Source organism: Capnocytophaga sp. oral taxon 903, from assembly GCF_013394785.1.
Taxonomy (GTDB): Bacteria; Bacteroidota; Bacteroidia; order Flavobacteriales; family Flavobacteriaceae; genus Capnocytophaga; species Capnocytophaga ochracea.
Window position 1 is genome coordinate 1,010,322 of record NZ_JABXYW010000002.1, and the last position, 23,459, is coordinate 1,033,780.

At 39.2% G+C, this 23,459-nt stretch carries 19 protein-coding genes; 11 read left to right on the plus strand and 8 right to left on the minus strand.

From position 1 onward, the window contains the following. Window positions 1-94 precede the first annotated feature (94 nt). Window positions 95-916, minus strand: coding sequence for a mechanosensitive ion channel family protein (locus HW279_RS04230; RefSeq protein WP_178958095.1), 822 nt, complete (start codon window positions 914-916; stop codon window positions 95-97). A 368-nt stretch (window positions 917-1,284) separates the two neighbouring features. On the opposite strand from HW279_RS04230, the gene brnQ reads away from it, so the two are divergent. From brnQ to HW279_RS04265, 7 genes are all read left to right on the plus strand, one after another. Then, complete coding sequence (gene brnQ / locus HW279_RS04235) at window positions 1,285-2,571, plus strand: branched-chain amino acid transport system II carrier protein (RefSeq protein WP_178958096.1); 1,287 nt, start codon at window positions 1,285-1,287, stop codon at window positions 2,569-2,571. Between the two features lie 993 nt (window positions 2,572-3,564). Beyond that, window positions 3,565-4,215 carry a peptidoglycan-binding protein LysM gene (locus tag HW279_RS04240; RefSeq protein WP_178958097.1) on the plus strand — a complete coding sequence of 217 codons (651 nt, stop codon included), beginning with the start codon at window positions 3,565-3,567 and terminating at the stop codon, window positions 4,213-4,215. Between the two features lie 158 nt (window positions 4,216-4,373). Next, the gene (locus tag HW279_RS04245; protein WP_178958098.1) at window positions 4,374-4,646 is read left to right on the plus strand and encodes a flagellar motor switch protein FliM; all 273 of its coding nucleotides are present in this window, start codon (window positions 4,374-4,376) and stop codon (window positions 4,644-4,646) included. Next, window positions 4,639-4,950, plus strand: coding sequence for a type II toxin-antitoxin system YafQ family toxin (locus tag HW279_RS04250; RefSeq protein ID WP_178959026.1), 312 nt, complete (start codon window positions 4,639-4,641; stop codon window positions 4,948-4,950). The genes HW279_RS04245 and HW279_RS04250 overlap by 8 nt, the downstream gene beginning before the upstream one ends. Window positions 4,951-4,976: 26 nt before the next feature. Further along, a complete protein-coding gene (locus HW279_RS04255; protein WP_178959027.1) occupies window positions 4,977-8,000 on the plus strand; it encodes a leucine--tRNA ligase in 3,024 nt (1,007 codons plus the stop codon). A gap of 115 nt (window positions 8,001-8,115) precedes the next feature. Next, on the plus strand, window positions 8,116-8,775 hold the full coding sequence (locus tag HW279_RS04260) for a hypothetical protein (protein ID WP_178958099.1): 660 nt from the start codon (window positions 8,116-8,118) through the stop codon (window positions 8,773-8,775). Window positions 8,776-8,865: 90 nt separating this feature from the next. Then, entirely contained in the window at window positions 8,866-9,543 is a 678-nt protein-coding gene (locus HW279_RS04265) for a hypothetical protein (protein WP_178958100.1), read from the plus strand. 608 nt (window positions 9,544-10,151) lie between these two features. On the opposite strand, the gene HW279_RS04270 is transcribed toward HW279_RS04265, so the two are convergent. Beyond that, a complete protein-coding gene (locus HW279_RS04270) occupies window positions 10,152-11,387 on the minus strand; it encodes a hypothetical protein (RefSeq protein ID WP_178958101.1) in 1,236 nt (411 codons plus the stop codon). Window positions 11,388-11,631: 244 nt separating this feature from the next. On the opposite strand from HW279_RS04270, the gene HW279_RS04275 reads away from it, so the two are divergent. Genes HW279_RS04275 through HW279_RS04285 form a run of 3 tightly spaced genes read left to right on the plus strand, consistent with a single transcriptional unit; the run spans window position 11,632 to window position 15,164 of the window. Then, a complete protein-coding gene (locus HW279_RS04275; RefSeq protein ID WP_178958102.1) occupies window positions 11,632-12,054 on the plus strand; it encodes a hypothetical protein in 423 nt (140 codons plus the stop codon). A 49-nt stretch (window positions 12,055-12,103) separates the two neighbouring features. Continuing rightward, window positions 12,104-12,967 (plus strand): DNA damage-inducible protein D, encoded by an 864-nt coding sequence (gene dinD, locus HW279_RS04280; protein ID WP_178958103.1) that lies wholly within the window; start codon window positions 12,104-12,106, stop codon window positions 12,965-12,967. A 25-nt stretch (window positions 12,968-12,992) separates the two neighbouring features. Beyond that, on the plus strand, window positions 12,993-15,164 hold the full coding sequence (locus HW279_RS04285) for a glutamine synthetase III (protein WP_178958104.1): 2,172 nt from the start codon (window positions 12,993-12,995) through the stop codon (window positions 15,162-15,164). Between the two features lie 601 nt (window positions 15,165-15,765). On the opposite strand, the gene hemL is transcribed toward HW279_RS04285, so the two are convergent. Both hemL and HW279_RS04295 read right to left on the minus strand, forming a co-directional pair. Further along, window positions 15,766-17,052 (minus strand): glutamate-1-semialdehyde 2,1-aminomutase, encoded by a 1,287-nt coding sequence (hemL, locus tag HW279_RS04290; protein ID WP_178958105.1) that lies wholly within the window; start codon window positions 17,050-17,052, stop codon window positions 15,766-15,768. 61 nt (window positions 17,053-17,113) lie between these two features. Further along, complete coding sequence (locus HW279_RS04295) at window positions 17,114-18,040, minus strand: PfkB family carbohydrate kinase (RefSeq protein WP_178958106.1); 927 nt, start codon at window positions 18,038-18,040, stop codon at window positions 17,114-17,116. Between the two features lie 251 nt (window positions 18,041-18,291). Between HW279_RS04295 and HW279_RS04300 the strand changes: the two genes are divergently transcribed. After that, a complete protein-coding gene (locus HW279_RS04300) occupies window positions 18,292-19,671 on the plus strand; it encodes an O-antigen ligase family protein (RefSeq protein ID WP_178958107.1) in 1,380 nt (459 codons plus the stop codon). Here HW279_RS04300 and HW279_RS04305 read toward each other — a convergent pair. The 4 genes from HW279_RS04305 to HW279_RS04320 all read right to left on the minus strand — a co-directional run bounded on the left by HW279_RS04305 (window position 19,656) and on the right by HW279_RS04320 (window position 23,426). After that, window positions 19,656-20,708: a glycosyltransferase gene (locus HW279_RS04305; protein ID WP_178958108.1), complete on the minus strand. Its 1,053-nt coding sequence runs from the start codon at window positions 20,706-20,708 to the stop codon at window positions 19,656-19,658. The two genes, HW279_RS04300 and HW279_RS04305, sit on opposite strands and share 16 nt — an antisense overlap. Continuing rightward, window positions 20,698-21,528: a lipopolysaccharide core biosynthesis protein rfaS gene (locus tag HW279_RS04310; protein ID WP_255495767.1), complete on the minus strand. Its 831-nt coding sequence runs from the start codon at window positions 21,526-21,528 to the stop codon at window positions 20,698-20,700. The genes HW279_RS04305 and HW279_RS04310 overlap by 11 nt, the downstream gene beginning before the upstream one ends. A 130-nt stretch (window positions 21,529-21,658) precedes the next feature. Beyond that, the gene (locus HW279_RS04315; protein ID WP_178958109.1) at window positions 21,659-22,642 is read right to left on the minus strand and encodes a hypothetical protein; all 984 of its coding nucleotides are present in this window, start codon (window positions 22,640-22,642) and stop codon (window positions 21,659-21,661) included. Further along, window positions 22,623-23,426 (minus strand): DUF5672 family protein, encoded by an 804-nt coding sequence (locus HW279_RS04320; RefSeq protein ID WP_178958110.1) that lies wholly within the window; start codon window positions 23,424-23,426, stop codon window positions 22,623-22,625. The genes HW279_RS04315 and HW279_RS04320 overlap by 20 nt, the downstream gene beginning before the upstream one ends. Window positions 23,427-23,459: the final 33 nt, after the last annotated feature.

The window sequence follows — 23,459 nt, forward strand, 5'->3', positions numbered from 1 at the left end:
GTTTTTACATTGCAAAAGTATAAAATAAATGTCAATTAGCAATGAATAAAGAACAATTTTAACCACTAATCATTAACCATTAATCACTGCCTCTCTACTGATGCACTTGCATTTGTGGGAATGGTATCTCTATACCAGCTTCGTCGAAGCGGTTTTTGATAGTCTCTAAAGTACGGAATATACACCCTGCGTGCTCGGAAGTCAAGCACCAATAGCGCAGCGAAAGGTTCACCGAACTATCAGCCAATTCCTCTACATACACTACAGGTTCAGGGTCAGGCAAGGCTTTGGGCTCTTCTTTAGCAATTTGCAGGAGCACTTCGCGAGCTTTTTGAATATCCGAACTATAACCTATACCCACTAACACGTACACCCTGCGCTTCTCTTCCCTACTGTAATTGATAATACTATTGCTAAAAAGTTGGGTATTGGGGATAATCGCCTGCTCGTTGTTGGCTTTGTTAAGGGTCGTAGCAAAGAGTCCAATGGTTTTTACTGTCCCTTTTTCGCCATTACCTTCAATGGTATCGCCTACGCGGAAAGGTTTAAAGATAAGAATCATTATCCCGCTCGCAAAGTTAGAAAGCGACCCCTGTAAGGCTAATCCTACTGCTACAAAACCACTGGTAATAATCGCGATAAACTGAGTTGCAGGCAAACCTATCACTTGCACGATAGTAAGGAACAAAGCAATATAGAGTATCCACCGTACTACTTGCAAGAGGAATCCCTGCAACGCCACGTCTACTCCACGGCGTACCATCAAGCCTTTAAGGAGTTTTGCAATAAACCGAATAATGTATCGCCCTATAAAATAAAGCGCAATTGCCCACAATAGTGTAGGCGCAAATTTAATAAGTCCGGTAATCCACTCTTTTATGAGCCCTTCAAAATCCGCAGTCGAAAATTCATTCATTTTTGTTTGTTTTATTTTTTAGTTTCTAAATCTCAACAGCCCCTCTCGTCTCTCTGTCCTATCTCGATTGATGCGCAAAATTACAAACTAATTCTCAACCTCCCAAAATTTATTTCTCGTACCCCTTCATTTGCCATTGTAGAGACGTAGTTAAAAACTCCTTTCTTCCAATTTCTGATTAGGCTCTCGAAATCAATAGCTGAAAATCCTGTCATTTTAATTTAAATATTAAGATTCTGGCGACAAAAGTAAGAATAATTTACGAAGCTACTAATAAAAACTCTAAAAAGAAATTAAAGAAAAGATTTGTTTTGTAAAAAGAAAATTATACCTTTGTGGCATTCTAACCTATATAAACCTGATTTATTATGGACAAAAAGAAATTCATTACAATTCTAACAGCAGGTTTTGCTCTATTTGCGATGTTTTTTGGGGCGGGCAATTTGGTTATTCCCCCTTATATAGGCTTAAAAATAGGAGCTTTAAGCGGTGTGGCTTTTGCAGGTTTTTTTGTGTCGGACATACTACTGTCGTTCTTAGCGGTGGTAATGGTAGCCTCTGTAGGACTTACTTTCACCGATTTAGGCAAGCGCTTCCCTCCGTTATTCGTAAATGCGCTTGTATTTCTCATCATTGTTACCTTAGGTCCTCTTATCTGTGTACCGCGTACGGGGTCTACAACCTACGAGGTGGCAGTACAGCCTTTCTTCCCTCAAATAGGCAAAATTACTTTTGGGGTGCTGTACTTTGGCATCACGCTTTTGCTCTCTATCTCGAAAACCAAAATAGTAGACATCATCGGTAAAATACTCACACCTTTTCTTATCCTTTCACTTACTATCCTGATAGTCGTGGGCACCATCAATGCGCCTAAGGAATTGGTAGACAACGGTTATAGCTTTGGAGAGGCGTTTGCGTTTGGCTTTTCAAAAGGCTACTTAACCTTAGATGTGCTTGCGGGAGTTATTTTTTCGGGGCTTATCATCTCGTCAATCGTACAAGAGGGCTACCGCAGTGAAGCTGAGAAAAAACAAGTAACCATACTCTCTGGGGTGATAGCCGCTGGCTGTTTGGTGTTTATCTACGGAGGATTGCTATATCTGGGAGCTACCTCTAACCTTTCTTCTTCCGAAGGGATTAGCTATATAGATATTCTCAAGCATATAGCTTATAGCGTATTAGGCGACAATGGTGGTATTGTAATATCGGTAGCGGTAGCTTTTGCTTGTCTTACTTCGGCTATTGCTATTGTATCGGCTATGGGTGAGATTTTCGAGAACATCAGCAAAGGGCGTATCCCTTATAAATGGGGAGTGTGGATTTGTACCTTAGTGTCGTTTGCGCTTTCTATCAGAAGTGTAGATGAAATCATACACTACGCTGGCTATCTGTTAGATTTTTCATATCCTATCACCATCGCTCTTACCTTATTTGTGCTTTTCTTTGGCAAACGAGTGCAGAACAATGCTCCTTATATAGTAGGGGTAACACTCACGGCTATATTATCAGGACTTTTCATCATAGGTGATTTGCTACATATAGCCTGGATTAATAACTTCAAAACGTTATTACCCTTGGCTGACTACCGAATAGAGTGGTTTATTCCTGCTTTTCTATCATTTATCATAACGGCAATAATAGTGAAGAGAGTATAGTATTTTTTATAAATAATGTCCGTCCGATGTATAATACTGATTTACAGTTGTACGTATATTGTAATCAGTGAAATCAATCTTTCACATACCCAGCAGAGACCACCTGCTGGCTTTGTGTGAGATTTTAAAGTAGCAAAGCAATTTATTTGTTTGACATATATAACTTTAATAACATTTTCCTCATATCGAATTCATATTAAATTAATTACCCATCGCACTACACCTACCCACCTGGCTCACACCGGCTTGTTGTACTAAGATTTTGCACCGGCTTCCCGTCACCACATTTCCCCTTTTCCGTCGCTACATTCCCCCTCATTGAGGGGGCCAGGGGGAGGTTTCTTTTGATTTTCCGTTATACTCCCGCCTAGTGCCTATGGCCTAAGGCCTATTGCCTATTCCTCTTTTTTTCGCCTCGAAACCCTCTTTTCACCATTTTTTGCATCGCTATATTATATTATGAATCAACTACTTATATACCCTTTCTATACCAATCGTCCAAGATTCGTATAAGCTTCCTATAAGCTCTCTATAAGCTAATCACACCCATCTCACACCCTTTTTTCACCAAAACTTCTCTCAGCTCTCTTCCGAACTTCTCCGTTTTCTTCCGCACGACTCAACCCTTCCCCATTTGCTAATTTTTCCCCGCCTGCCGTGCTACGGCTGCCCGTCGTGCTACGACGGCCTGTGCGACTTGCACCTTTGGTAAAGTTGATTGTTTGGTATTATTGGCATTTCTGGTATTATTGGCATTTACTCCATTTTCTCATTTTCCTCGCCCGTGCGGCTCGCACCGCCCGTCGTGCTACGACCCTTGTAATTAGTGATGTTTAGAGGGTAGTTATCAAAATCATTTATAGCACTATTGATAAAAATATAAGTTAAAAAAGTTGCATTTGGCATTTTTTTTGTAATTTTGCCCCCGAAATAATTTTAAGCAGGTGTACTTCTTCTGAAGAACAGATGTAAGTCTTAAAGAAAACAATTTTTATGAAAAATATAAAAAAGAGGTATTATTGTGCCGTGATGATGGCCGTATTTTTTATGTTGGGTTTTACTGTAAAAAGTGATGAAGAGAGAACTACCGTAGTACCGCCCAGCTTTGTAGTAGATATACCTCGTTTGGTTACCGCTATGCCAAAAGAAATAACAAGCGAACCCAATCTGTTTTCCTTAAATCCACCACAAGTAGGAAAAAGTTTTATAGGCTTTAAAGAAGCCTTAGCCTACCGCGAGTCACGAGGCAATTATTTTATAGTGAATAGGTTTGGCTATATGGGGAAATATCAATTCGGAAAATCAGCTTTGCAGTTCTACGGAGTAAAAGACGCTCAGCAATTCCTCAATTCCCCCGAACAACAAGAACGACTTTTTACCCTTAGTCTTCAGCGCAACAAATGGTATTTGCGCAATGAAATCAAGCAATACGTAGGCACTAAAATTAACGGTATAGAAATTACCGAGTCAGGCATATTAGCCGCAGCTCACTTAGTCGGAGCACAATCAGTAAAAAAATATTTGAAGAGAAAAGGACGCTATGCCTTTGCCGATGGCAATGGTACTACGTTGCAAAACTACCTAAAACACTTTGCAGGGTACGACACAGCATACATTATCCCTGAAAAACTCCCACGTTTTTAGAAACATAAGTTAATCGAAAAACATAAACTTTCTTCATCTTTGTCAAGGTTTTATAATCTTGGCAAAGATTTCTATTTTATTACTTCTCAGCATTTGCCAATCCCTAAATTTGCTCATTTGCTAATTACTTCATACCTTTGCACAAAAATAGAAGAAATATGAGAACTACAAATTACAAAATGATGAATTACAATGTAAGCATTCCTGAAGTTGATATGCCTATTTTTGAATCTCTCTTCAAGAAATACAATGTAATAGTAAAACCCGTGCACATATCCGAACCTACTGAAGAGTATGTACCCAATAAAAAAACCATTGAAGCTATTGAAGAAGGCGATATGTTAGTAGAAAAATACAAAAAAGGACTTGTGAAAGGCTATACCAATACTAAAGAAATGTTTAACGACATATTATCTGAAGATGATGAATGAAGATGATGAAAGCCAAGAGTTTTTGTACACCATTATCCCTACCTCCATTTATAAAAAAGAGTTGAAAAAATATAAAAAGCAACCTAAAAAGTTTGATAAAATAGAGAAGATAGTACAAATCTTAATGGAAAAAGGAAGTGATGGGATTCCTTTTGATAGAAATCCTCATTTGCTGACAGGAAATTATAAAGGTTGTATGGAATGCCATATAGAACCTAACCTACTCTTGATTTGGAAACAATACGAAGAAGAAAAACTAATCACTCTAAACAGAGTAGGAACACATTCCGAATTGTTTAATTAAAACAAAAAGCCCGTGTGGCTCGCACTATGACCTATAATCACAAAGAAATAGAAGCCTTTTGGCAAGAATATTGGGCTAAACACCAAACTTTCAAAGCCCAGAATAATAGTACCAAACCCAAGTACTACGTGCTCGATATGTTCCCTTATCCTTCAGGAGCGGGCTTACACGTAGGGCATCCGCTGGGGTATATCGCCAGCGATATTGTAGCGCGCTACAAGCGTCACAAAGGCTTTAATGTATTGCACCCTCAGGGTTATGATAGCTTCGGTCTGCCAGCCGAGCAGTATGCTATCCAAACAGGGCAACATCCAGCCCTCACTACGGCACAGAATATTGCCCGTTACCGCGAACAATTAGATAAAATGGGCTTTTCTTTTGATTGGAGTCGCGAAGTAAAGACCTCCGACCCCGATTACTATCGTCATACCCAGTGGATATTCATACAGTTGTTTAATTCGTGGTATAACAACGCAACCAACAAAGCAGAGCCTATCGAAACGCTTATCGCTCTCTTTGAAACAGAAGGCAATAGCAAGGTAAATGCTGCCTGTGACGACGATACCCCAACCTTCACTGCTGCCCAATGGCATGCAATGACAGCTGAAAGCAAACAACGTCATTTACTAAAATACCGACTTACCTATTTGGCAGAGACCGAAGTAAACTGGTGTCCTGCTTTAGGAACTGTTTTGGCTAATGACGAGATAGTCAATGGCGTATCTGAGCGTGGGGGTCACCCTGTTATCAGAAAGAAGATGACCCAATGGAGTATGCGCATTACCGCTTATGCCGAAAGACTCTTGCAAGGTTTAGACACCATCGATTGGAGTGAGAGCATCAAAGAAAGCCAACGCAACTGGATAGGAAAATCAGTAGGAGCAAGTATTGATTTTTCAGTGGCTAATAACGACGGCAAAATCACTGTATTTACTACAAGACCCGATACCCTTTTCGGCGTTACTTACCTTACTCTTGCCCCCGAGCACCCCTTAGTATTGCAAATTACTACTGAGGAACAACGCGCTGAGGTAGAAGCCTACATCGCTGCTACTGCCAAACGCTCAGAGCGCGACCGTATGGCAGACACCAAAACCGTATCAGGAGCTTTCACTGGTGTGTATGCTGTGCACCCACTTACCGGCAAGCAGCTTCCTATCTGGATAGGCGATTATGTGCTTGCCAGCTATGGTACGGGTGCTGTAATGGCGGTGCCTGCTGGTGATGACCGCGATTATGCCTTTGCCAAACACTTCAAGGGTGTCAAAGGAATGCCCGAAGTGATTAACATCTTCGATAAAGATATTTCGGAAAACGCCTTTACCGACAAAGAGGGAATGACTTACCAAAACTCTGATTTCCTCAATGGTTGCACTAACTTTGGTGAGGCAGTTACTAAAGTATTAGCAGCCTTAGAAGCCAAAGGAGCAGGTAAAGCTAAGGTGAATTACCGCCTTCGCGATGCTGTCTTCTCTCGTCAGCGTTATTGGGGCGAACCTTTCCCAGTATACTATGAAAACGGCTTGCCACAGATGATAGGCGAGGAACACCTACCTATTCTCCTGCCTGAAGTAGAGAAATACCTCCCTACCGAAGAGGGCAACCCGCCATTAGGCAATGCGACTACTTGGGCGTGGGATACTGCAAACCACAAGGTAGTGAGCAACGAACTCATTGATAACCAAACCGTATTCCCGTTAGAATTGAATACAATGCCAGGTTGGGCGGGCTCTTCGTGGTATTGGTTAGAGTATATGATGGAAAAAGACGCACGTGGAACCTTCCCTACCAAAGCCGTAGTAGACTACTGGCAAAACGTAGACCTTTACGTAGGAGGTAGCGAACACGCCACAGGGCACCTTTTGTACTCACGCTTCTGGAACAAATTCCTCAAAGACCGCGGTTTTGCTCCTACTGAAGAACCTTTTAAAAAGCTGATAAATCAAGGAATGATATTGGGTATGAGTGCCTTTGCATACCGAGTGTTATGGGAAGTGAAAGATGAGCAAGGTAATGAAGTGAATTTAGTTGAAGTAAAAGAGCTTTCATCTAATAACTTTCCTCCTATATTTGTTTCAAAGAAATTCAAGGATGATAAGTTGGCGATTGTTTTATTAGAGAAGATTTTCCCTAAATATCCTCAATGGGTGGAGTTTATGAAAAAACTCTCAGGAAAAATAATTAATACTATTATCCAACCTATTCACGTAGATGTTTCTCTCCTCAAAGATACTTCTGATGAATTAGATATTGAGAAATTTAAAGCGTGGCGTAAAGAATTTGCCAATGCCGAATTTATCTTTGAGGGGCACAATTCCCCTCTTGAGGGGGGTAAGGGGGATGTTTTCCTCTGTGGTCGTGAAGTAGAAAAGATGTCCAAATCCAAATACAACGTAGTAAACCCCGATGATATTTGCGAGCAATACGGGGCTGATACTTTACGTTTGTATGAAATGTTCTTAGGTCCGTTAGAACAAGCCAAACCTTGGAACACAGCAGGTATATCGGGGGTGTATAATTTCTTGCGCAAGTTATGGCGTTTGTATTTCAATGATAACGGCTGGCAAGTAACCGACGAAGCTCCTACGCCTGAGATGCTCAAAGCACTGCATAAAACCATCAAAAAGGTAAATGAAGATATCGAGAATTTCTCTTTCAATACCTCAGTGAGTCAGTTTATGATATGCGTGAATGAGTTATCATCGCTAAAATGCCACCATAGAGACGTTTTAGTGCCTCTTGCGGTACTGGTAGCTCCCTTTGCTCCACATATCGCTGAAGAGCTCTGGAAAAGGCTCGGAAATACCGAAAGTGTAACTTATGCACCTTATCCCGTACACGAGGATAAGTATTTGCAAGAGGACAGCAAGGAGTATCCTGTATCGTTCAACGGCAAAGTACGCTTTAAACGCGCTTTTGCAACCAGTATGAGTGTGGCAGAGATAGAGCAAGCCATCCTCTCCGACCCTCAAACCGCAGAACAGCTACAAGGCAACACTCCTAAAAAGGTAATTGTAGTGCCTAATAGGATTATCAATATTGTAATGTAATAATACAAAGAGGCTTTACCCACAGTGGTGAAGCCTCTTTTTTTGTCGTAGTTGTATTATTGAGGGTTTAAAAACACAACCTCACAGTGAATCAAAAATTAAAAGTATTTATACAATGAATACTATAATTATTCTCATATTCGTGCTTGTAGTTGTTTCGGTATATTTTATTGTGCAGTACAAAAGTAATTTCGAAAAACGCTTGTCCTATCATACCCCTCGACTTCTTACCCCCGAACGACAGGAATATATAAATAGAGCAGAGCGATATATCAAAAAAGTAAGTATAATAATAGGCTTATTTGCTAGCTTTCCGTTAATGGTTGTATGCGCTTTTCTATTACTTGATGCTGGTATTCCTATCATTTTTCTTCTTTTAATTATTTTCATAGCAATAGAGTGTTTGGTTATTTATTTAATATATCGTATTTTAAAAAGAAATATTAAAAACCAACAAGCACTCTTAGAACAAATGAGTGATAGCGATTTTGAGCTATTGCTCAGTGTACAAAAAGAATTATTTCTCTTCAAATACTTTCCTCCTTTTATACTTTGCAAAGATAAGCTGTACTTATTTGTATCTCTTACCGTTGATGAGATTGATCCTACAACAATAAAAGAAGTAAGTTTTGTTTATGCTAGGGGAGGGAGAGTAATTGTACGTATTAAATCGATAAAATCTACTTCAATTGTGATGTATAGGAATGTATATCCTATTTTTGGGGAGATTATCGAGAAATATAATCCTAATGCTCAAATAAGAACTTTAAAATAAACTATGAACTAAACAGAAAAATGAACGATACTATTATCATTTCATTTTTATCTACCAACAAAATAAAACCCTTAACTCTTACCTAAAATTATGGATACAGTTTATTTTCTCTGTTTTGTCCCTTCGTTAGTGTTTCTCTTGGTTTTTATGTACTTTACGATGGTGCGCGAAAACGAATTTGAAGAGCGCTTGGCACTTTATCGCCCTCAACACCAGTTGTCGCAAAAGCGGGAGGCTTATTTGAAAAAAGTGCGTAAGTTCCGCTTGTGGGTTACCGGTTTTATTATTGTGGTGTTTACAGCGCCTTTGTTTGTCTATCTTGTGCTGATGATACAAGAAGGTGTAGAGGTGCTACACTTGTTGTTTGCCGATGAAATAATAGGGGAGACCCTCCTTTCTTTACTCATTACCTTTTTGCTGTATTGGCTTTTCACCTTTGTGCTAAAACGCAAAGAAAAAGCTTTGCGTATGCTAGTAGAACAAATGAGCGATAGTGATTTCGACTTGCTGTTAAAAGTAAAGGATAGTCTGTTCTTTCTCACTCGCTATAATCCGCCGTTTGTGTTGTGCAATAAGCAACTGTACTTCTTTATTTTCTATGCGATTCGTGAAATTGACCCTACTAAAATCACGGATATGGGTTGGGGTTATAGCCAAAATGGTTTATATGTAAAAATCAAATCACCTAAAGTCACAAGGATTACAATGTCGACTGGAGCATTGCCTTACCTCTTGCAAATCATTAAAAAATATAACAAAAAAATATGAACTTTTAATTAGAAAATGAGAAAATGAGAGAATGAGAAAATGGAGTAAATGCCAATAATACCAGAAATGCCAATAATGCCACCAAGGGAAATGGACGAGTCGGACAGGTCAGAGGAGAGGTTGAGTCGTGCGGAAGAAAACGAAAAAGAACGGAAGAGAGCTGAGAGAAGTTTTGGTGAAAAAAGGGTGTAAGATGGGTGGGGTTAGCTTATAGAGAGCTTATAGGAAGCTTATACGAATCTTGGACGATTGGTATAGAAAGGGTATATAAGTAGTTGATTCATAATATAATACAGCGATGTAAAAAATGGTAAGAACGGGGTTTCGAGGCGAAAGAAAAGGGAATAGGTGATAGGCCTTAGGCCACAGGCACTAGGGGGAGTGTGACGGGAAGGAGAATTAGCAAATTGGAAAATTGGGAAATTAGCAATTTATGGAAGAAGTTTAATGGGAGTGTGGTGACGAGAAAAAATGATAAAACATCCCCCTATTCACATACTCCGCTCTCGCGGACTTCCTCAGAGAGGGGGAATTAAGAACGAAAAAAGGGGAATGTGGTGACGAAAGGTGGAGGTAAGATGGAGGAAGTTTATAAGATAGAAAGTCTTTTATTTTGTCCACGAGAAAAGGCGCATATCTCCTGCTTCTAAGGTGTATGTTTTAGAGGTTGTCCAATCGACGGGGAGCAAGCGGGCTTCTTTGCTTACTTCTTGTACTTCGGCAGTGGCTTTTATCTCTAAGGGCAACGTTTTGAGAGGACTGTGGTTTACAATCATCAAATAGTAGCGTGAACCGTTTTGCAAAAGCGAAACAGTTGCCCCTATATCACCTGTTTTGAGAACTTCAAAGTTTTTGGGCAATACTAATCTTTTTGTGCCTGCGGGAATGCTTTTGCCGGTATGCCATACGTTGAGCATTTTTGCTCCCACGAACACGCCGGAAAGTTTCTGTACTTCGGCATTGGCTTGGGCTAATCGGTAATAGGTAGCATTTTTAGAGCCATCGGGCGCAATAGGCGCTTTGTAAGTTAGATTATCAGGAGGGGTGGTATAGGTGAAGAACTGCATCAGTTGCGAACCATAGGCTAAGTTGGTGTACAGTTGCAAGCGGAGGTCGGCAAGAGTAGGTTCTGGGTATCCACCTTCACCGAGAGGGTGGGACGATGATAACACGAGCGTCCATAGAGGAATGCGTAATTCTTTGGCTTTTGCCGAGAAAACTTCTAAGTTTTTATACCACAATCCGTTTACGGTTCTCTCTTTTGCTCCTTTGTTCAGTACAATGGGGTAAAAGGTAGAAGAGAGCATTTGCAGAGGGAGGGTGCGGGTAGCTTTTTCAAGATAAGCATTGAAGGAGGCGCCTAATTGCTTTTCGGAAGTGTCTATTGAGAGGAAATTCACATAGCAGATACCTTTTTTATCAATTTGCTGAAAGCGTTTCATCTTCGCAGCTATCTTATCTAAATCTTTCATTGAGGGTTCGTCTGCCATAAACCAGCCCGCCACAGCAGGGTGGTCTTTTAGAGCTTTAATGGTTGCTTCGGTATCGGTAGAGAGTTCTGAGCAACTTACAATACTCTTCATTTGTAGGTTTTGCATCTTATTTAAAGCCTCTTTCACTTGGGAAAGGGTGGAATAATAGGGGTACATATTGTAATTTAAGCCCGCTTGTTTCATCTCTTGATAGGCTTCAGTAGAGGATTGAGGGGAGAGTCCTATCCACGCCATCATTGGAAAGGGGGTGTTGCTGGAGATAAGAGTGCTATTATCTTCGCTGTTGTTGTCTTTTTGGCAACTTGTGAAAAGGCATAAAGCACTTAAAGTGATGTAAAGAAATCTTTTCATTTGGGTGATGTTTATGGTCTTGATAGTGCAAAAATACAAAATAAATTGTAAAAAAGGTGACGATATTAAGGAAAATGATTACTTTTGTCGCAATAGAAGTCGTAGCACGGTGTGAGCCACACAAGCAGTGTGAGCCACACAGACATCCGTAGCACGGAAGGCATCCGTAGCACGGAAGGCGGAAGAAAAACGATTTGAGAACTAAGAACTCACGAGTGAAAATTAAAAACTAAATAATAGAACAATGAAAAGAACGATTTTAATGCTCCTTATTGTCTTTGGAGGACTCTCTTGTAGTAAAGAGGATATTAAGAGATTAGAAGGTAAGGTAAATGTTACCGTCTACGTAAAAGACAACAACGGTACGCCCTTAAAGAATTGGGAGGTATATGCTTACGATGAATGGGCGTGGGAACACAAAAGTGACTCGCACCCTACTTTTCACGCGAAGCAGTCGGCGACTGATGATGAGGGGATAGCCTCGTTTGTACTAAGTGTGGATGTGATTGATGAGCAGGAAGTGTATCAGTTTGTGGTGTATTACACTGAGGACAACGCAGGGAAAAAGAATCTTTCGGGTACTGAAATTACTAAGAACAGTTTGAAAACAGTGAAAACGGTTACCCTTAAAGCGAAAGAAAAATCAACGATTACAATTACGTTGTAGTAGTTATCGGACAGATTTTCCCCTTGAAACTTAAAAACGCTAAAACATTATGGATAGGAACAGTGTTTTACAGTACAAAAATCTGTTTGACGGCATTACTCATTATATAGAAAGTGAAGATGCCAAAGAGAAAATAGAAGTATGGTTTGCCCGTGAATTACAAACCATATTGGGCTATGCCCGTTGGGAAAACTTTTTAGTGGCTATACACCGAGCAGTTGCTTCGTGTAAGTCGCAACAAATCAATGTAGATGACCATTTTCGTGAGGTCACGAAAATGGTCGAATTAGGCAGTGGTTCTAAGCGTGAAATAATGGATTTTATGCTTACTCGTTACGCTTGCTATCTCATTGCACAGAATGGCGACCCTAAAAAAGAGGAAGTAGCCTTTGCTCAGAGTTATTTTGCTGTACAAACCCGTAAGGCGGAACTCATAGAAGAACGGCTCAATTTACTCTCTCGTTTAGAAACACGCGACAAACTCAGAAGTGCCGAAAAGCAACTCTCACAGAATATTTATGAGCGAGGCGTTGATGATAAAGGCTTTGCGCATATCCGCTCCAAAGGCGATACCGCTCTTTTTGGCGGACATACTACTGAGGATATGAAGCTGCGGTTAGGAATAAAAGCCAACCGACCTTTGGCAGATTTTTTACCAACGCTTACCATTGCCGCTAAGAACCTCGCTACCGAAATGACCAATTACAATGTGGAAAGTAATGATTTGCACGGCGAATCTGCCATTACACACGAGCACGTACAAAATAACCAAACTGTACGACAAATGTTAGGACAGCGTGGTATCAAACCAGAAGAATTACCTCCTGCCGAAGATATTAAGAAATTAGAGCGCAAAGTAGCGCGTGATGAGAAAATGATAGTTGAACGCTCTCAAAAATTGCCTAAAAACTAAAATAATAATAACTTACCTGTTATCTATGCTAAGATTCACCGCTCTTACTACCGCACAAAACCGCAAACCGGTGGCGGTACCCGAAAATGGCAAACGCTCCGAACTGTTTGCCCAAAATGTATTCAACGAAGAGGCTATGCGCCAACTGATGACCCGCGATGCCTTTGCCGCTGTAATGAACGCCATTCACAATGGCACTAAAATCGACCGCCGTGTAGCCGACCAAGTGGCGACCGCTATGCGCGATTGGGCAATCTCCAAAGGCGCTACTCACTATACCCACTGGTTCCAACCTCTTACAGGAGGTACTGCCGAAAAACACGACGCTTTCTTTGAACCCGTTACCCGCGACCGTGCTATCGAACGCTTCGGAGGCGGACAGCTCGTACAACAAGAATCCGACGCTTCCAGCTTTCCCAATGGCGGTATCCGCAATACTTTCGAGGCGCGTGGCTATACCGCTTGGGATCCTTCTTCACCGCCTTTTGTATATGGCACCGTGCTTTGTATCCCTACCATCTTCATCGCCTATACTGGCGAGGCGTTAGACAATAAAACGCCTTTGCTTAAAGCTCTTAGCGCTCTCGACCAAGCAGCTACCGAAGTAGCCCGTTATTTCGACAAGAATGTAAGCAAAGTCACCACTACCTTAGGTTGTGAGCAGGAGTACTTCCTCATTGATAAAGCTCTTGCTAATACCCGTCCCGATTTGATGATTACCGGTAGAACGCTTTTAGGGCATCAAGCGGCGAAAGGACAGCAGTTAGACGACCACTATTTAGGGGCAATTCCTAGCCGTGTGTTGGCTTTTATGCGCGATTTGGAGCAAGAGTGTCTATTGCTTGGTATCCCCGTGAAAACGCGCCATAATGAAGTCGCTCCTAACCAGTTTGAGTTGGCGCCTATTTTTGAAGAAGCCAACCTTGCTGTCGATCAAAACTCTCTGCTGATGGACGTGATGCGCAAGGTAGCCGAGCGCCACGACTTTGTCATCCTATTCCACGAAAAACCCTTTGCAGGAGTGAATGGGTCGGGCAAGCATAATAACTGGTCGCTTGTAACCGATACAGGCGTAAACCTCTTAGCACCCAGCAAAACGCCTATCAAAAACCTGCAATTTCTCACTTTCTTCATCTGCACTATCAAGGCAGTATGTGAATACGAGTCTTTGTTAAGAGCCTCGGTAGCCTCAGCGACTAACGATTACCGATTAGGTGCCAATGAAGCACCGCCTGCCATAGTATCGGTGTTTATAGGCGAACAACTCACCCAAGTGCTGAACGCCTTAGAAGTATCCTCCGATAACCTATCTCCTGAGGAGAAAACCGAACTCAAACTGAACGTAGTAGGCAAAATACCCGACCTCTTCCTCGATACTACCGACCGCAATCGTACCTCGCCTTTCGCCTTTACGGGCAATAAATTCGAGTTCCGTGCAGTGGGCTCTAAAGCCAACTGTGGCAAGCCTACAATGGTACTGAGCACCATCGTAGCCCAACAGCTCACCGAGTTTAAGAAGGCAGTTGATGCGCTCATCGAAGGAGGCAAGAAGAAAGAAGATGCTATCTTTAAAGTATTGCGTCGCTACATTAAGGAAAGTAAGAAAATACGCTTTGAGGGCGACGGTTATAGCAAAGAATGGGAGGAAGAGGCTGCCCGTCGTGGTTTGAGTAATCATAAAACTACTCCTGAAGCGCTGAAAGAAAACATCAGTGAGAAGGCTGTGGCTTTGTTTGAAAGTACAGGAGTACTCAGCAAAGTAGAGCTTTTAGCGCGTTATGAAATTGGCTTAGAAGAATACGTGAAAACCGTGCAGATAGAATCGCGTGTATTAGGCGATATTGCCCGTAATCACGTGGTGCCAACAGCCGTGCGTTACCAAAACACCCTTATTGAGAATGTGAAAGGCTTAAAAGAAATATTTGGCGATAGCTATCAAGAAGTCGCTGCCGAGCAATTAGAGCTCATACGCCATATTTCCGAGCATATCAAGGTGATCCACAGTCAGGTAGAGGCAATGGTAGAGGCGCGCAAGCGCGCTAATCACTTACCCGACTTTGAAGCCAAAGCCGATGCTTATTGCACGCAAGTAAAACCTTTCTTTGAGGTAATACGCTACCATTGCGACAAACTCGAACTTATGGTAGACGACGAGCTTTGGACACTGACGAAATACCGCGAATTGTTTTTTAATTAAGTGCGAGCCGCACAGGCAGTGTGAGCCACACAGGCTGTTGAATTAGCAAATTTGGAGGGTTGAGAAGTTCGAAAGGAAACGGAGAAGTTCGGAATAGAGCTGAGAGAAAATTTGGTGAAAAAAGGGTGTAAGATGGGAGGGGTTAGCTTATAGAGAGCTTATAGGAAGCTTATACGAATCTTGGACGATTGGTATAGAAAGGGTATATAAGTGATTGACTCATAGTATAATACAACAAGGCTAAAAATGTTAAAAACGGGGTTTCGAGGCGAAAGAAAAGGGAAGAAATGACGAGGGACAAATGACGAATGACGAAGGTAATGTGGTGAAAATATTTTCCTTTATACATACTCCGCTTTCACGAGGCACATACTCAGCTATTGCTGGCTATCTTCAAAAGAGGAATGTGGTGACGGGAATGGTGAAGGTAATGTAGGGTCGTGGTACGACGAGCAAGTAGAACCTTTGGTAAAAAGTAGGACGAAAATTCGCAAAGCAATTTTGATAAGCTATAATAAAAAAACACTTTGTCAAAAAGTATCGTAGCAGTACGTGCGGTTAGAGACTTTGACAAAGTGTAGTATGACGCTAACTATGAGTGTTATAACTCCATAATTACTCTGTTGAGAGCTCCGATGGTCTTATCTAAATCTTCGTAAGTAAGGGCGTCATTGAGGAAATAACTTTCAAAAGCGCTTGGAGGTAAGTAGATACCTTCGCGTAGCATTCCGTGAAAATACTTGCGGAAGCGCGCTGTATCGCTCTTAGCTGAGCTGGCGAAATCGGTTACGGGTTCTTCGGCAAAGAAGAGGGTAAACATCGAACCAAAGCTATTGATTTGGTAAGGGAACCCTGCGCGTTTTAGTACGTTGTCGAAGCCTTCGTGCAAGTAAGCTGTTTTTTTCGCCAAACTGTCGAACACCTCAGGTTGTTTATTCAGAGCTGTGAGCATTGCCAATCCAGCACTCATCGCCAAAGGATTTCCGCTAAGAGTCCCCGCTTGATACACGGGACCTTCGGGAGCTAAATAGCTCATCACCTCTTTGCTACCGGCAAAAGCCCCTACTGGGAGTCCGCCACCAATCACTTTTCCGAAGGTAACGATATCGGCTTTGATACCAAAGACCTCTTGCGCTCCGCCTTTTGCTAAGCGGAAGCCGGTCATCACTTCATCGAATATCAAAAGCGTTCCGTTTTCGGTACAGAGTTGTCTCAATCCTTCCAAAAAGCCTTCGGCAGGAGGAACACAGCCCATATTTCCTGCTACGGGTTCGATAATTACGCAAGCGATTTGCTGTGGATTGGCTTCAAAGAGGGTTTTTACGGAGGCTAAATCGTTGTAGTTTGCTAAAAGCGTATCTTTAGCCGTGCCTTGGGTCACGCCAGGACTATTGGGACTACCAAAAGTTGCGCCACCACTACCAGCCTCGATGAGAAAAGCATCGGAATGTCCGTGGTAGCAACCGGCAAACTTGATAATCTTCTCACGACCGGTATAGCCACGAGCTAAGCGTACGGCGCTCATACAAGCCTCAGTTCCGCTGTTCACAAAGCGAATCTTATCAATATGAGGCACCATTGAGACCGCTAATTCGGCGATTTGGACTTCGACTTCGGTAGGAATACCGAAAGATGTGCCTTTCTTGGCGCGCTCGGTTACTGCCTCAATTACCGGAGGATAGGCGTGGCCTAAGATGAGCGGTCCCCAAGAGGCGATATAATCGATGTACTTGCAGTTGTCCTCATCGGTGAGGTAAGCGCCTTGGGCTTCTTTGATGAAAATGGGGTGTCCCCCTACGGCATTGAAAGCGCGTACGGGAGAATTGACTCCGCCAGGGAGTACTTGTTGTGCGGCTGCGAATAGTTCGCTACTTCTTTTGTAAAGCATATCTTTTTAGGTAAGGGGTAAGAGATAAGAGGCAACAGACAATAGTTTTACTTCTTATCTCTTACTTAAGTTGAATGTCAAATTGAGTAAGGTCACGGAATTGTTGTAAACGGGCGTGGCGCTCGTCTTGGGTGAGGGTAAGTAGGCGCTCAGCCCCAAATTTCTCGATGCAAAACGAGGCGATGTTCGAGCCGTGAACAATAGCATTTTTTAGATTGCTGAACGAATAGTCGCGGGTTTTGGTGAGATAGCCCACGAGTCCGCCAGCAAAAGCGTCACCGGCACCTGTGGGGTCGAATACTTCGGCTAAGGGGAGTGCTGGCGCAAAGAACACTTTGTCGCCGTGGAATAAAAGCGCCCCGTGTTCGCCTTTTTTAATCACCACGAACTTCACACCCATTGCCATAATGCGCTGGGCGGCTTTCACGAGCGAATACTCTTTGGTAAGTTGGCGTGCTTCTTCATCGTTGATTGTAATCATATCTACGCGGGCGATTACCTCCATTAGCAAGTCCCAAGTGTGGTTCATCCAGTAGTTCATTGTGTCCATCACCACTAATTTGGGGCGTGATAGCATTTGGTCGAGTACGTCCATTTGCAGAGTAGGGTGGAGGTTGCCGAGTAAAAGCACTTCGGCATTGCGGAAGGCTTCGGGTACTACGGGCTTAAAATTGGCAAGCACGTTCAGTTGGGTGTCGAGGGTATCGCGTTGGTTCATATCGTTACGATACTTGCCACTCCAAAAGAGCGTTTTTCCTCCGTGCACTATCTCAATGCCCGATACGTCGATATGGCGCTGGGCGAGGAGGTTTAAGTAGTCTTGTGGATAGTCGTCGCCTACGATAGAGACGACGGCTGAGGAAACTTCGAACTGAGCGGCAGCAAGGGCTATATAGTTAGCTGAGCCCCCCATAATAGCGTTGCTTTTTCCGAAAGGAGTTTCTATTTGGTCGAAAGCAATACTTCCGAGAATGAGTAGTTTATTCATTTAAAATAGGTAAAACCAGTAAACACTGGATCTGTGAGTAATAGATTTCGGGGGCAAAGGTAATGAAAAAAGTGCATAGAGAGAAGGGAAAGACGAAAAAAAGTTGAGAAAGAGTGTAAGTGGGGAATTATTTAAACAAAAGAAGAGGGGGAGAAAGAGAAACTATTTTTGGTTATCTCATCAAGATGTTATACTTTTGCATTATTAGTTAGTGTTTCTAATTGCAAGAAGACTTATTTGTTTGTTGAGAAATGATAAACAAGTTGCTAAAAAATTGGATATTCTTACTTTCCTTACTAGTTATTGTCTTAGCCTTTTTTCTTTCATATATTTTCCCAGATTTATGGATAAGGGAGGGGTTTAGTAAAGGCTTTTTAAAAGGGGGGTTCTATTTCTGTGGTTTTTTTTCTGCTTTATGGATGTTACAAAATCACTTGATTCTTTTTAGAAAAGAAGAATGTTTACGTTCACTTATAATATGTGTAGGAGCCGCAACAGTTTTTTTGTGGACATATAAGCATAAAATCACATTTCGTATGGATCTACTCTTACTTTTTTTATGTGGTTTTTATTCTTTAGTTTACCGAAAATGGATAATGCCTGATAGAGTGATGATTGTTTTCTTTTTGCTGATAATATTGCGGTTTTTAGGAATACTATGGGCAGAAGACAAAGCCTTTGCTTGGCAAGATGTTAATACAGATAAACTCTATTTTTTATTACTTGTTCTTATTACTTGCATTGGTTTTCGGATAAAAGAACAAGAGAGTATGAGTTTTATTACTCTATGTTTTAAGTTGTTTTTACTATTACTTACTTTGAATATAAGTGCTTATATTTTTATACAAAAAGCTATAAATCTTTATTTTTTTAGTTTTTTGGCTTTTAATAAAGGTTATATGAATTATTATGAGCTCTTATTAGGATGGTCTATTTTTAAGCATCCTAGTTTTATAGCTTGGATAATGCTTGTAATATGGGGATTAGGAGTTTTGGTGTGGAGGAAGAATAAAGAACTTATATCATTACCAGAAGTTATTTTGTATGGAGTTCTCTTGTTTTGTTTTGTTTTTATGCTACAAGCGAGAGTAGCTATAATAGGTTTCCCTTTATGTCTTTTGATATTAGGCTGGTTTTATATTTCTAAAGAATGGACTATTCGAAAGCGTATTATAACTGAAATAGGACTGTTTTCAATGGGCTTATTAGGTATTTATTGGTTAGTTAGTCATACGACCTTTTTTGCTGATTCTGCGCGAGAGAAAATGCTTATAAAAGCAAAAGAAAGTATTAATCATCATTTTATAATAGGGGCAGGCACCTCCTATGAAAAACTTCTAGCAAACGAAACGATAGGATTAGTACACATTCACAATGATTTTTTAGCCACATTTATTGATTTAGGAATGGTTGGGTTTTCTTTGCTTTTATTATGGATATTCACTATTTACCAAAAAGGGATTTACAATAGGGATAATTATATTATATATTGCCTTATGACCTTTCTTTTATTTATGAATACGGATGTTGTTTTAAATTATCAACCAGGGGTGCTTATTTTACTTCCTTTTTTAATATTTGTTTTTTTTAAACAGGAGAAAACACTTAATTTATACTATAATAAGGGTTGAAAGAGATGTAGAATTTTATTCCAAATAGAGATAGTATCTTTTTCCTCTCGTTCCATTGAGTAGTTAGAAAGTACAAAATCAGAAGCTTTCTTCCCTTTCCCTATAATTATTTCAGGAGACTTTTCATAAATCAATAGTAGTTCTTCTACTTTCTTCGCATATTCTATGATGTTACCACCCTCTATAGGAGAAGAAAATTTGGGATTAAAATATTCTCTACCTCCTTCTCCGTGGTAACCAATCACGTAGCAACCACAAGCCATAGCTTCTATTGGTGGAAGTCCAAAACCCTCTCGATGATTGAAACTTAAAAAGAAAACACTTTGTTTCATTATATTAGCGACCTCTAGTTCGTTTTTATTATCAATAGACACCAAATTCCAGTTACGAAGCACTCCCCTAAGTTTGAGAATAAGGATTACTTGGCGTACATCATCAGTTAACTTTCGAGGCATAAAGCATATTTGTTTTTGCTTTTTAGAAGAATAAGAAAAAATCGAAGTGTCAATACCTAAGGTCATTTTATATGTGTTTAACTTAGGGAAAGTATAATTCATATAAGTTAAAGCATCTTTAGAAGCAACAATTGTTGCTAAAATATTAGGGTTATTATAAGGTGTTTGAGTATATTCTTTTTCAAAAAAATAGTGGTTGAAAGTATAATAGCAGTTTTGATTAAAGATTACTTTCTTAATATTTGGGGCTATCTTATCTATTTTATCACCGTATATTTCAGGAAAAACTAATATAGTATTCTTGTCTATAGGAATACTTCTCTTGTTTAAAAACCATAGTTTTATTTTTTTTATAAAAGTAATTTTTCTATTCCCAAGTATATATTTTAGTAATTTAAATAAGTAAGGACTATGTGATATTTGTGCATCACTATGAAACCACTTTTGCTTACTTTTACCTTGTAGTAGGACAGAGGCATTAAAGCCATTTTTTTTTAATGTTTCTGCTTGGCGAAAAATCTGTTTTACCCCACCACTCATAAAATTGTTATTAGGGCAAAGAAAGAGTATTTTAGTTTCCATTAATAATATTATGAATCCAATTTTTAATATGGTATTTTTCTCTTAGTTTTATATCTATTTCTTGATAGTCAGTTTTAAAAAATTCCAAAGGGATAGTAATGTTGTCAATATCTTCTATAACAAAGATGTTATTAGGATTGTAAAAATCATAATTTACAATATCTTTATTAGTGGTAATAAGTTTTTTTCTTAGTCCTATAGCCTCATATGGACGAAAAGACAGCCCTTTTTGGTTAGGATGTGCAATATCCAAAATAATTTTACTATCTAAATAGTATTTATATGATTTTGAAAAAGGAATAATCTCTTTAATACGTTCAATACTTTTAGGGAGCCTTTGTCGCCTACGAACGAACATTTTTCCTTTGACTGAAATATTATGTTCATCAAAATATTTAAAGATACGTTCAGCAACTTTTATTCTCTCATCATAGGTGGCTAAATAACAAACATCGTATAGGTTATTTGAATCATTATTACTTTCTGCAAAGTAGAAATTGGTAATCTTTTTTAAATGGTACTTTGCACAATCGTCTGGTTCGAAACTATAGATAATGTCAAAATCTTCTAAATATTTCTTCTGCATAGGTATTTTTTCAATACTATCCCAAAAAATAACTACTGATAATTTTGTTTTCTTTAAAGCTATTTCTATCTGATTATTAGTTAGAAGGTATGGGGCATTTATTAGTAAAATATCATAATCATTACTTTCGTTAATAAATTTAATAAACTCTTTTATATATTCATCTTTTTTTTCTCTTTTAGATTTCTTCCTAAAAGAGTTTTTAAAAAGAAGTTGTAAATCCTTTCCCCCCAATTTTTATATTGGTACTTAAAGTTTGAGACTATATAGCTCACATCACAATCACTATATTCTTTTAATCCCTTAAGAACAACTTCATTAAAACCATAATAGTCGGGGGCGATGAACAAAAGCTTCCTTTTCATCATTTTAATAGTTGTTTTATCCAACTTGAAAAACTGTATTTATCTTGTATCTCTTTTTCTAAAGGTTGATAAGGAGCGTTTAAAAACTCATCAATGTTATCAAAAGAACCTTTTTCAATTATAAATATATTATTGGGATTATAAAAATCATACTCCTTCACTAAAAGATTGTTTGTTATTAGTTTTTTACCATAGCCAATACTTTCGAATGTCCTAAACGAAAGTCCATTATGTATAGGGTTATGTAAATCTAATAAATATTCTGATTTTTGCATTTTCAAAATACTTTCTTTAAAGCTAAATTCCTTATCAATTATTTTAAACTTATAATGATAAGATTTTTTCCGCTGTGAAACTAAAAAAATATTAGGTATCAATCCTTTATTTTCTAACAAAGTACTTATTTGCTCCAACAATAATACTCTATTTTTCATATAAGTACCTACAAAGAAAACAGTTTTAGGAGTTACTACTTCTTTTGAGATTATATTATCAAAATAGAAATTAGTAGTATGTTTTAGACGCCTGCTTAAATTCAAATCTTTCTTGTCAAAAACATAGAATTTATCAAATAAGTTGATATACTTCTTAGCTAAAGGATATCTGTTTAAACCGTCCCATTGATAAGCTACTGTTTTCTTAGATATTTGTTTTACTTTATCTATTACTTCAAAATCAAATAAATCTGGGCGGATGAAAAGAGCATAGTCTGTTTTTTTGATGTGTGATAATTGGATCAGTATATCTTCTTTTGCCTTCTTATTTTTGATAGAAGGTTTATAACTTCTGTCACCAAAAAATAGTTTCTTATATCCGTGAGTAATTTTATCTTTCAAAGAAATGGCATTTGTTCTATTAGATATATCCAATACAAAAACCTCAAAGCCTAAAAACTCTAAATTATCTTTGAATTGTTCAAGTAACCCAAAGTGGTTAGGCATTGCTATAATTATTGTTTTTCCCTCAAAATCCTTCTGTTTCATCTTTTATAAATTGTGCCCAAATCTCTCTGTTTTCTTTTTCCCACCGATGGCACCCCATAGGCAGAATTTGGTTGTTAAAAGCAAGTGCTTTTTTTACTTTATTTTCAATAGAAAAAAGACAAGCTTCTTTATAGTTTGGCTTTTTAAAATCAATCCCATTTCGCTTAGGTTCTATACTAAAAAAAACATCTTCAGCATAAAAGGTACTTCTATTAGAAGGTTTTAGATACACAGCAGTTTGTTCGGTAAGCTGTTTTAATACTTCTATGAATTTTTCTCTTTTTCGCAGAGAGAAACCTCCGTTGCCTACCTCATTATAAAGCAAAATTTTGTTTTTTTGAGTTTTCCGATTGCCTTTATAGTTTATAGCTTGCTTTATAAAACAGATTGAGCTATCCCAAATTTTCTTAATAATAGGTGCTTTCTCTCTGCGACGAATCCAAGGAGCTCCTATATAATCATAATCTTTTTTACACCAAAATAATAAGTCATCTCTAAAGATATACGCATCAGTCTGATAGATAAGTATATATTTTTCAGTAAAAGCCTCGTAAAAATCTATACTAAGCATCAGTTGATTATAACCATCAATACTTTTAAAATAGGCATCATCGAAATCTCTAAAAGTAACCTTACCAAACTCTTCATAAGCTCTTATATCTAAACTTTTAGGGTGAACGAAGGTAATAGGATATTCCTTTAATACTCTAAAAACACGTTTGATAGAGATTATATCATTGCCAGACGGCTCTTCTTTATATATAGGGATAACTATATTTACCATTTTTCATTTTAATTTAGAAAAGGCAAAGATAAA

Coding starts and splice junctions, on each gene's coding strand:
- HW279_RS04230 (WP_178958095.1), bottom strand. CDS start 916: ATGAATGAATTTTCGACTGCGGATTTTGAAGGGCTCATAAAAGAGTGG.
- brnQ (WP_178958096.1), top strand. CDS start 1,285: ATGGACAAAAAGAAATTCATTACAATTCTAACAGCAGGTTTTGCTCTA.
- HW279_RS04240 (WP_178958097.1), top strand. CDS start 3,565: ATGAAAAATATAAAAAAGAGGTATTATTGTGCCGTGATGATGGCCGTA.
- HW279_RS04245 (WP_178958098.1), top strand. CDS start 4,374: ATGAGAACTACAAATTACAAAATGATGAATTACAATGTAAGCATTCCT.
- HW279_RS04250 (WP_178959026.1), top strand. CDS start 4,639: ATGAATGAAGATGATGAAAGCCAAGAGTTTTTGTACACCATTATCCCT.
- HW279_RS04255 (WP_178959027.1), top strand. CDS start 4,977: ATGACCTATAATCACAAAGAAATAGAAGCCTTTTGGCAAGAATATTGG.
- HW279_RS04260 (WP_178958099.1), top strand. CDS start 8,116: ATGAATACTATAATTATTCTCATATTCGTGCTTGTAGTTGTTTCGGTA.
- HW279_RS04265 (WP_178958100.1), top strand. CDS start 8,866: ATGGATACAGTTTATTTTCTCTGTTTTGTCCCTTCGTTAGTGTTTCTC.
- HW279_RS04270 (WP_178958101.1), bottom strand. CDS start 11,387: ATGAAAAGATTTCTTTACATCACTTTAAGTGCTTTATGCCTTTTCACA.
- HW279_RS04275 (WP_178958102.1), top strand. CDS start 11,632: ATGAAAAGAACGATTTTAATGCTCCTTATTGTCTTTGGAGGACTCTCT.
- dinD (WP_178958103.1), top strand. CDS start 12,104: ATGGATAGGAACAGTGTTTTACAGTACAAAAATCTGTTTGACGGCATT.
- HW279_RS04285 (WP_178958104.1), top strand. CDS start 12,993: ATGCTAAGATTCACCGCTCTTACTACCGCACAAAACCGCAAACCGGTG.
- hemL (WP_178958105.1), bottom strand. CDS start 17,052: ATGCTTTACAAAAGAAGTAGCGAACTATTCGCAGCCGCACAACAAGTA.
- HW279_RS04295 (WP_178958106.1), bottom strand. CDS start 18,040: ATGAATAAACTACTCATTCTCGGAAGTATTGCTTTCGACCAAATAGAA.
- HW279_RS04300 (WP_178958107.1), top strand. CDS start 18,292: ATGATAAACAAGTTGCTAAAAAATTGGATATTCTTACTTTCCTTACTA.
- HW279_RS04305 (WP_178958108.1), bottom strand. CDS start 20,708: ATGGAAACTAAAATACTCTTTCTTTGCCCTAATAACAATTTTATGAGT.
- HW279_RS04315 (WP_178958109.1), bottom strand. CDS start 22,642: ATGAAACAGAAGGATTTTGAGGGAAAAACAATAATTATAGCAATGCCT.
- HW279_RS04320 (WP_178958110.1), bottom strand. CDS start 23,426: ATGGTAAATATAGTTATCCCTATATATAAAGAAGAGCCGTCTGGCAAT.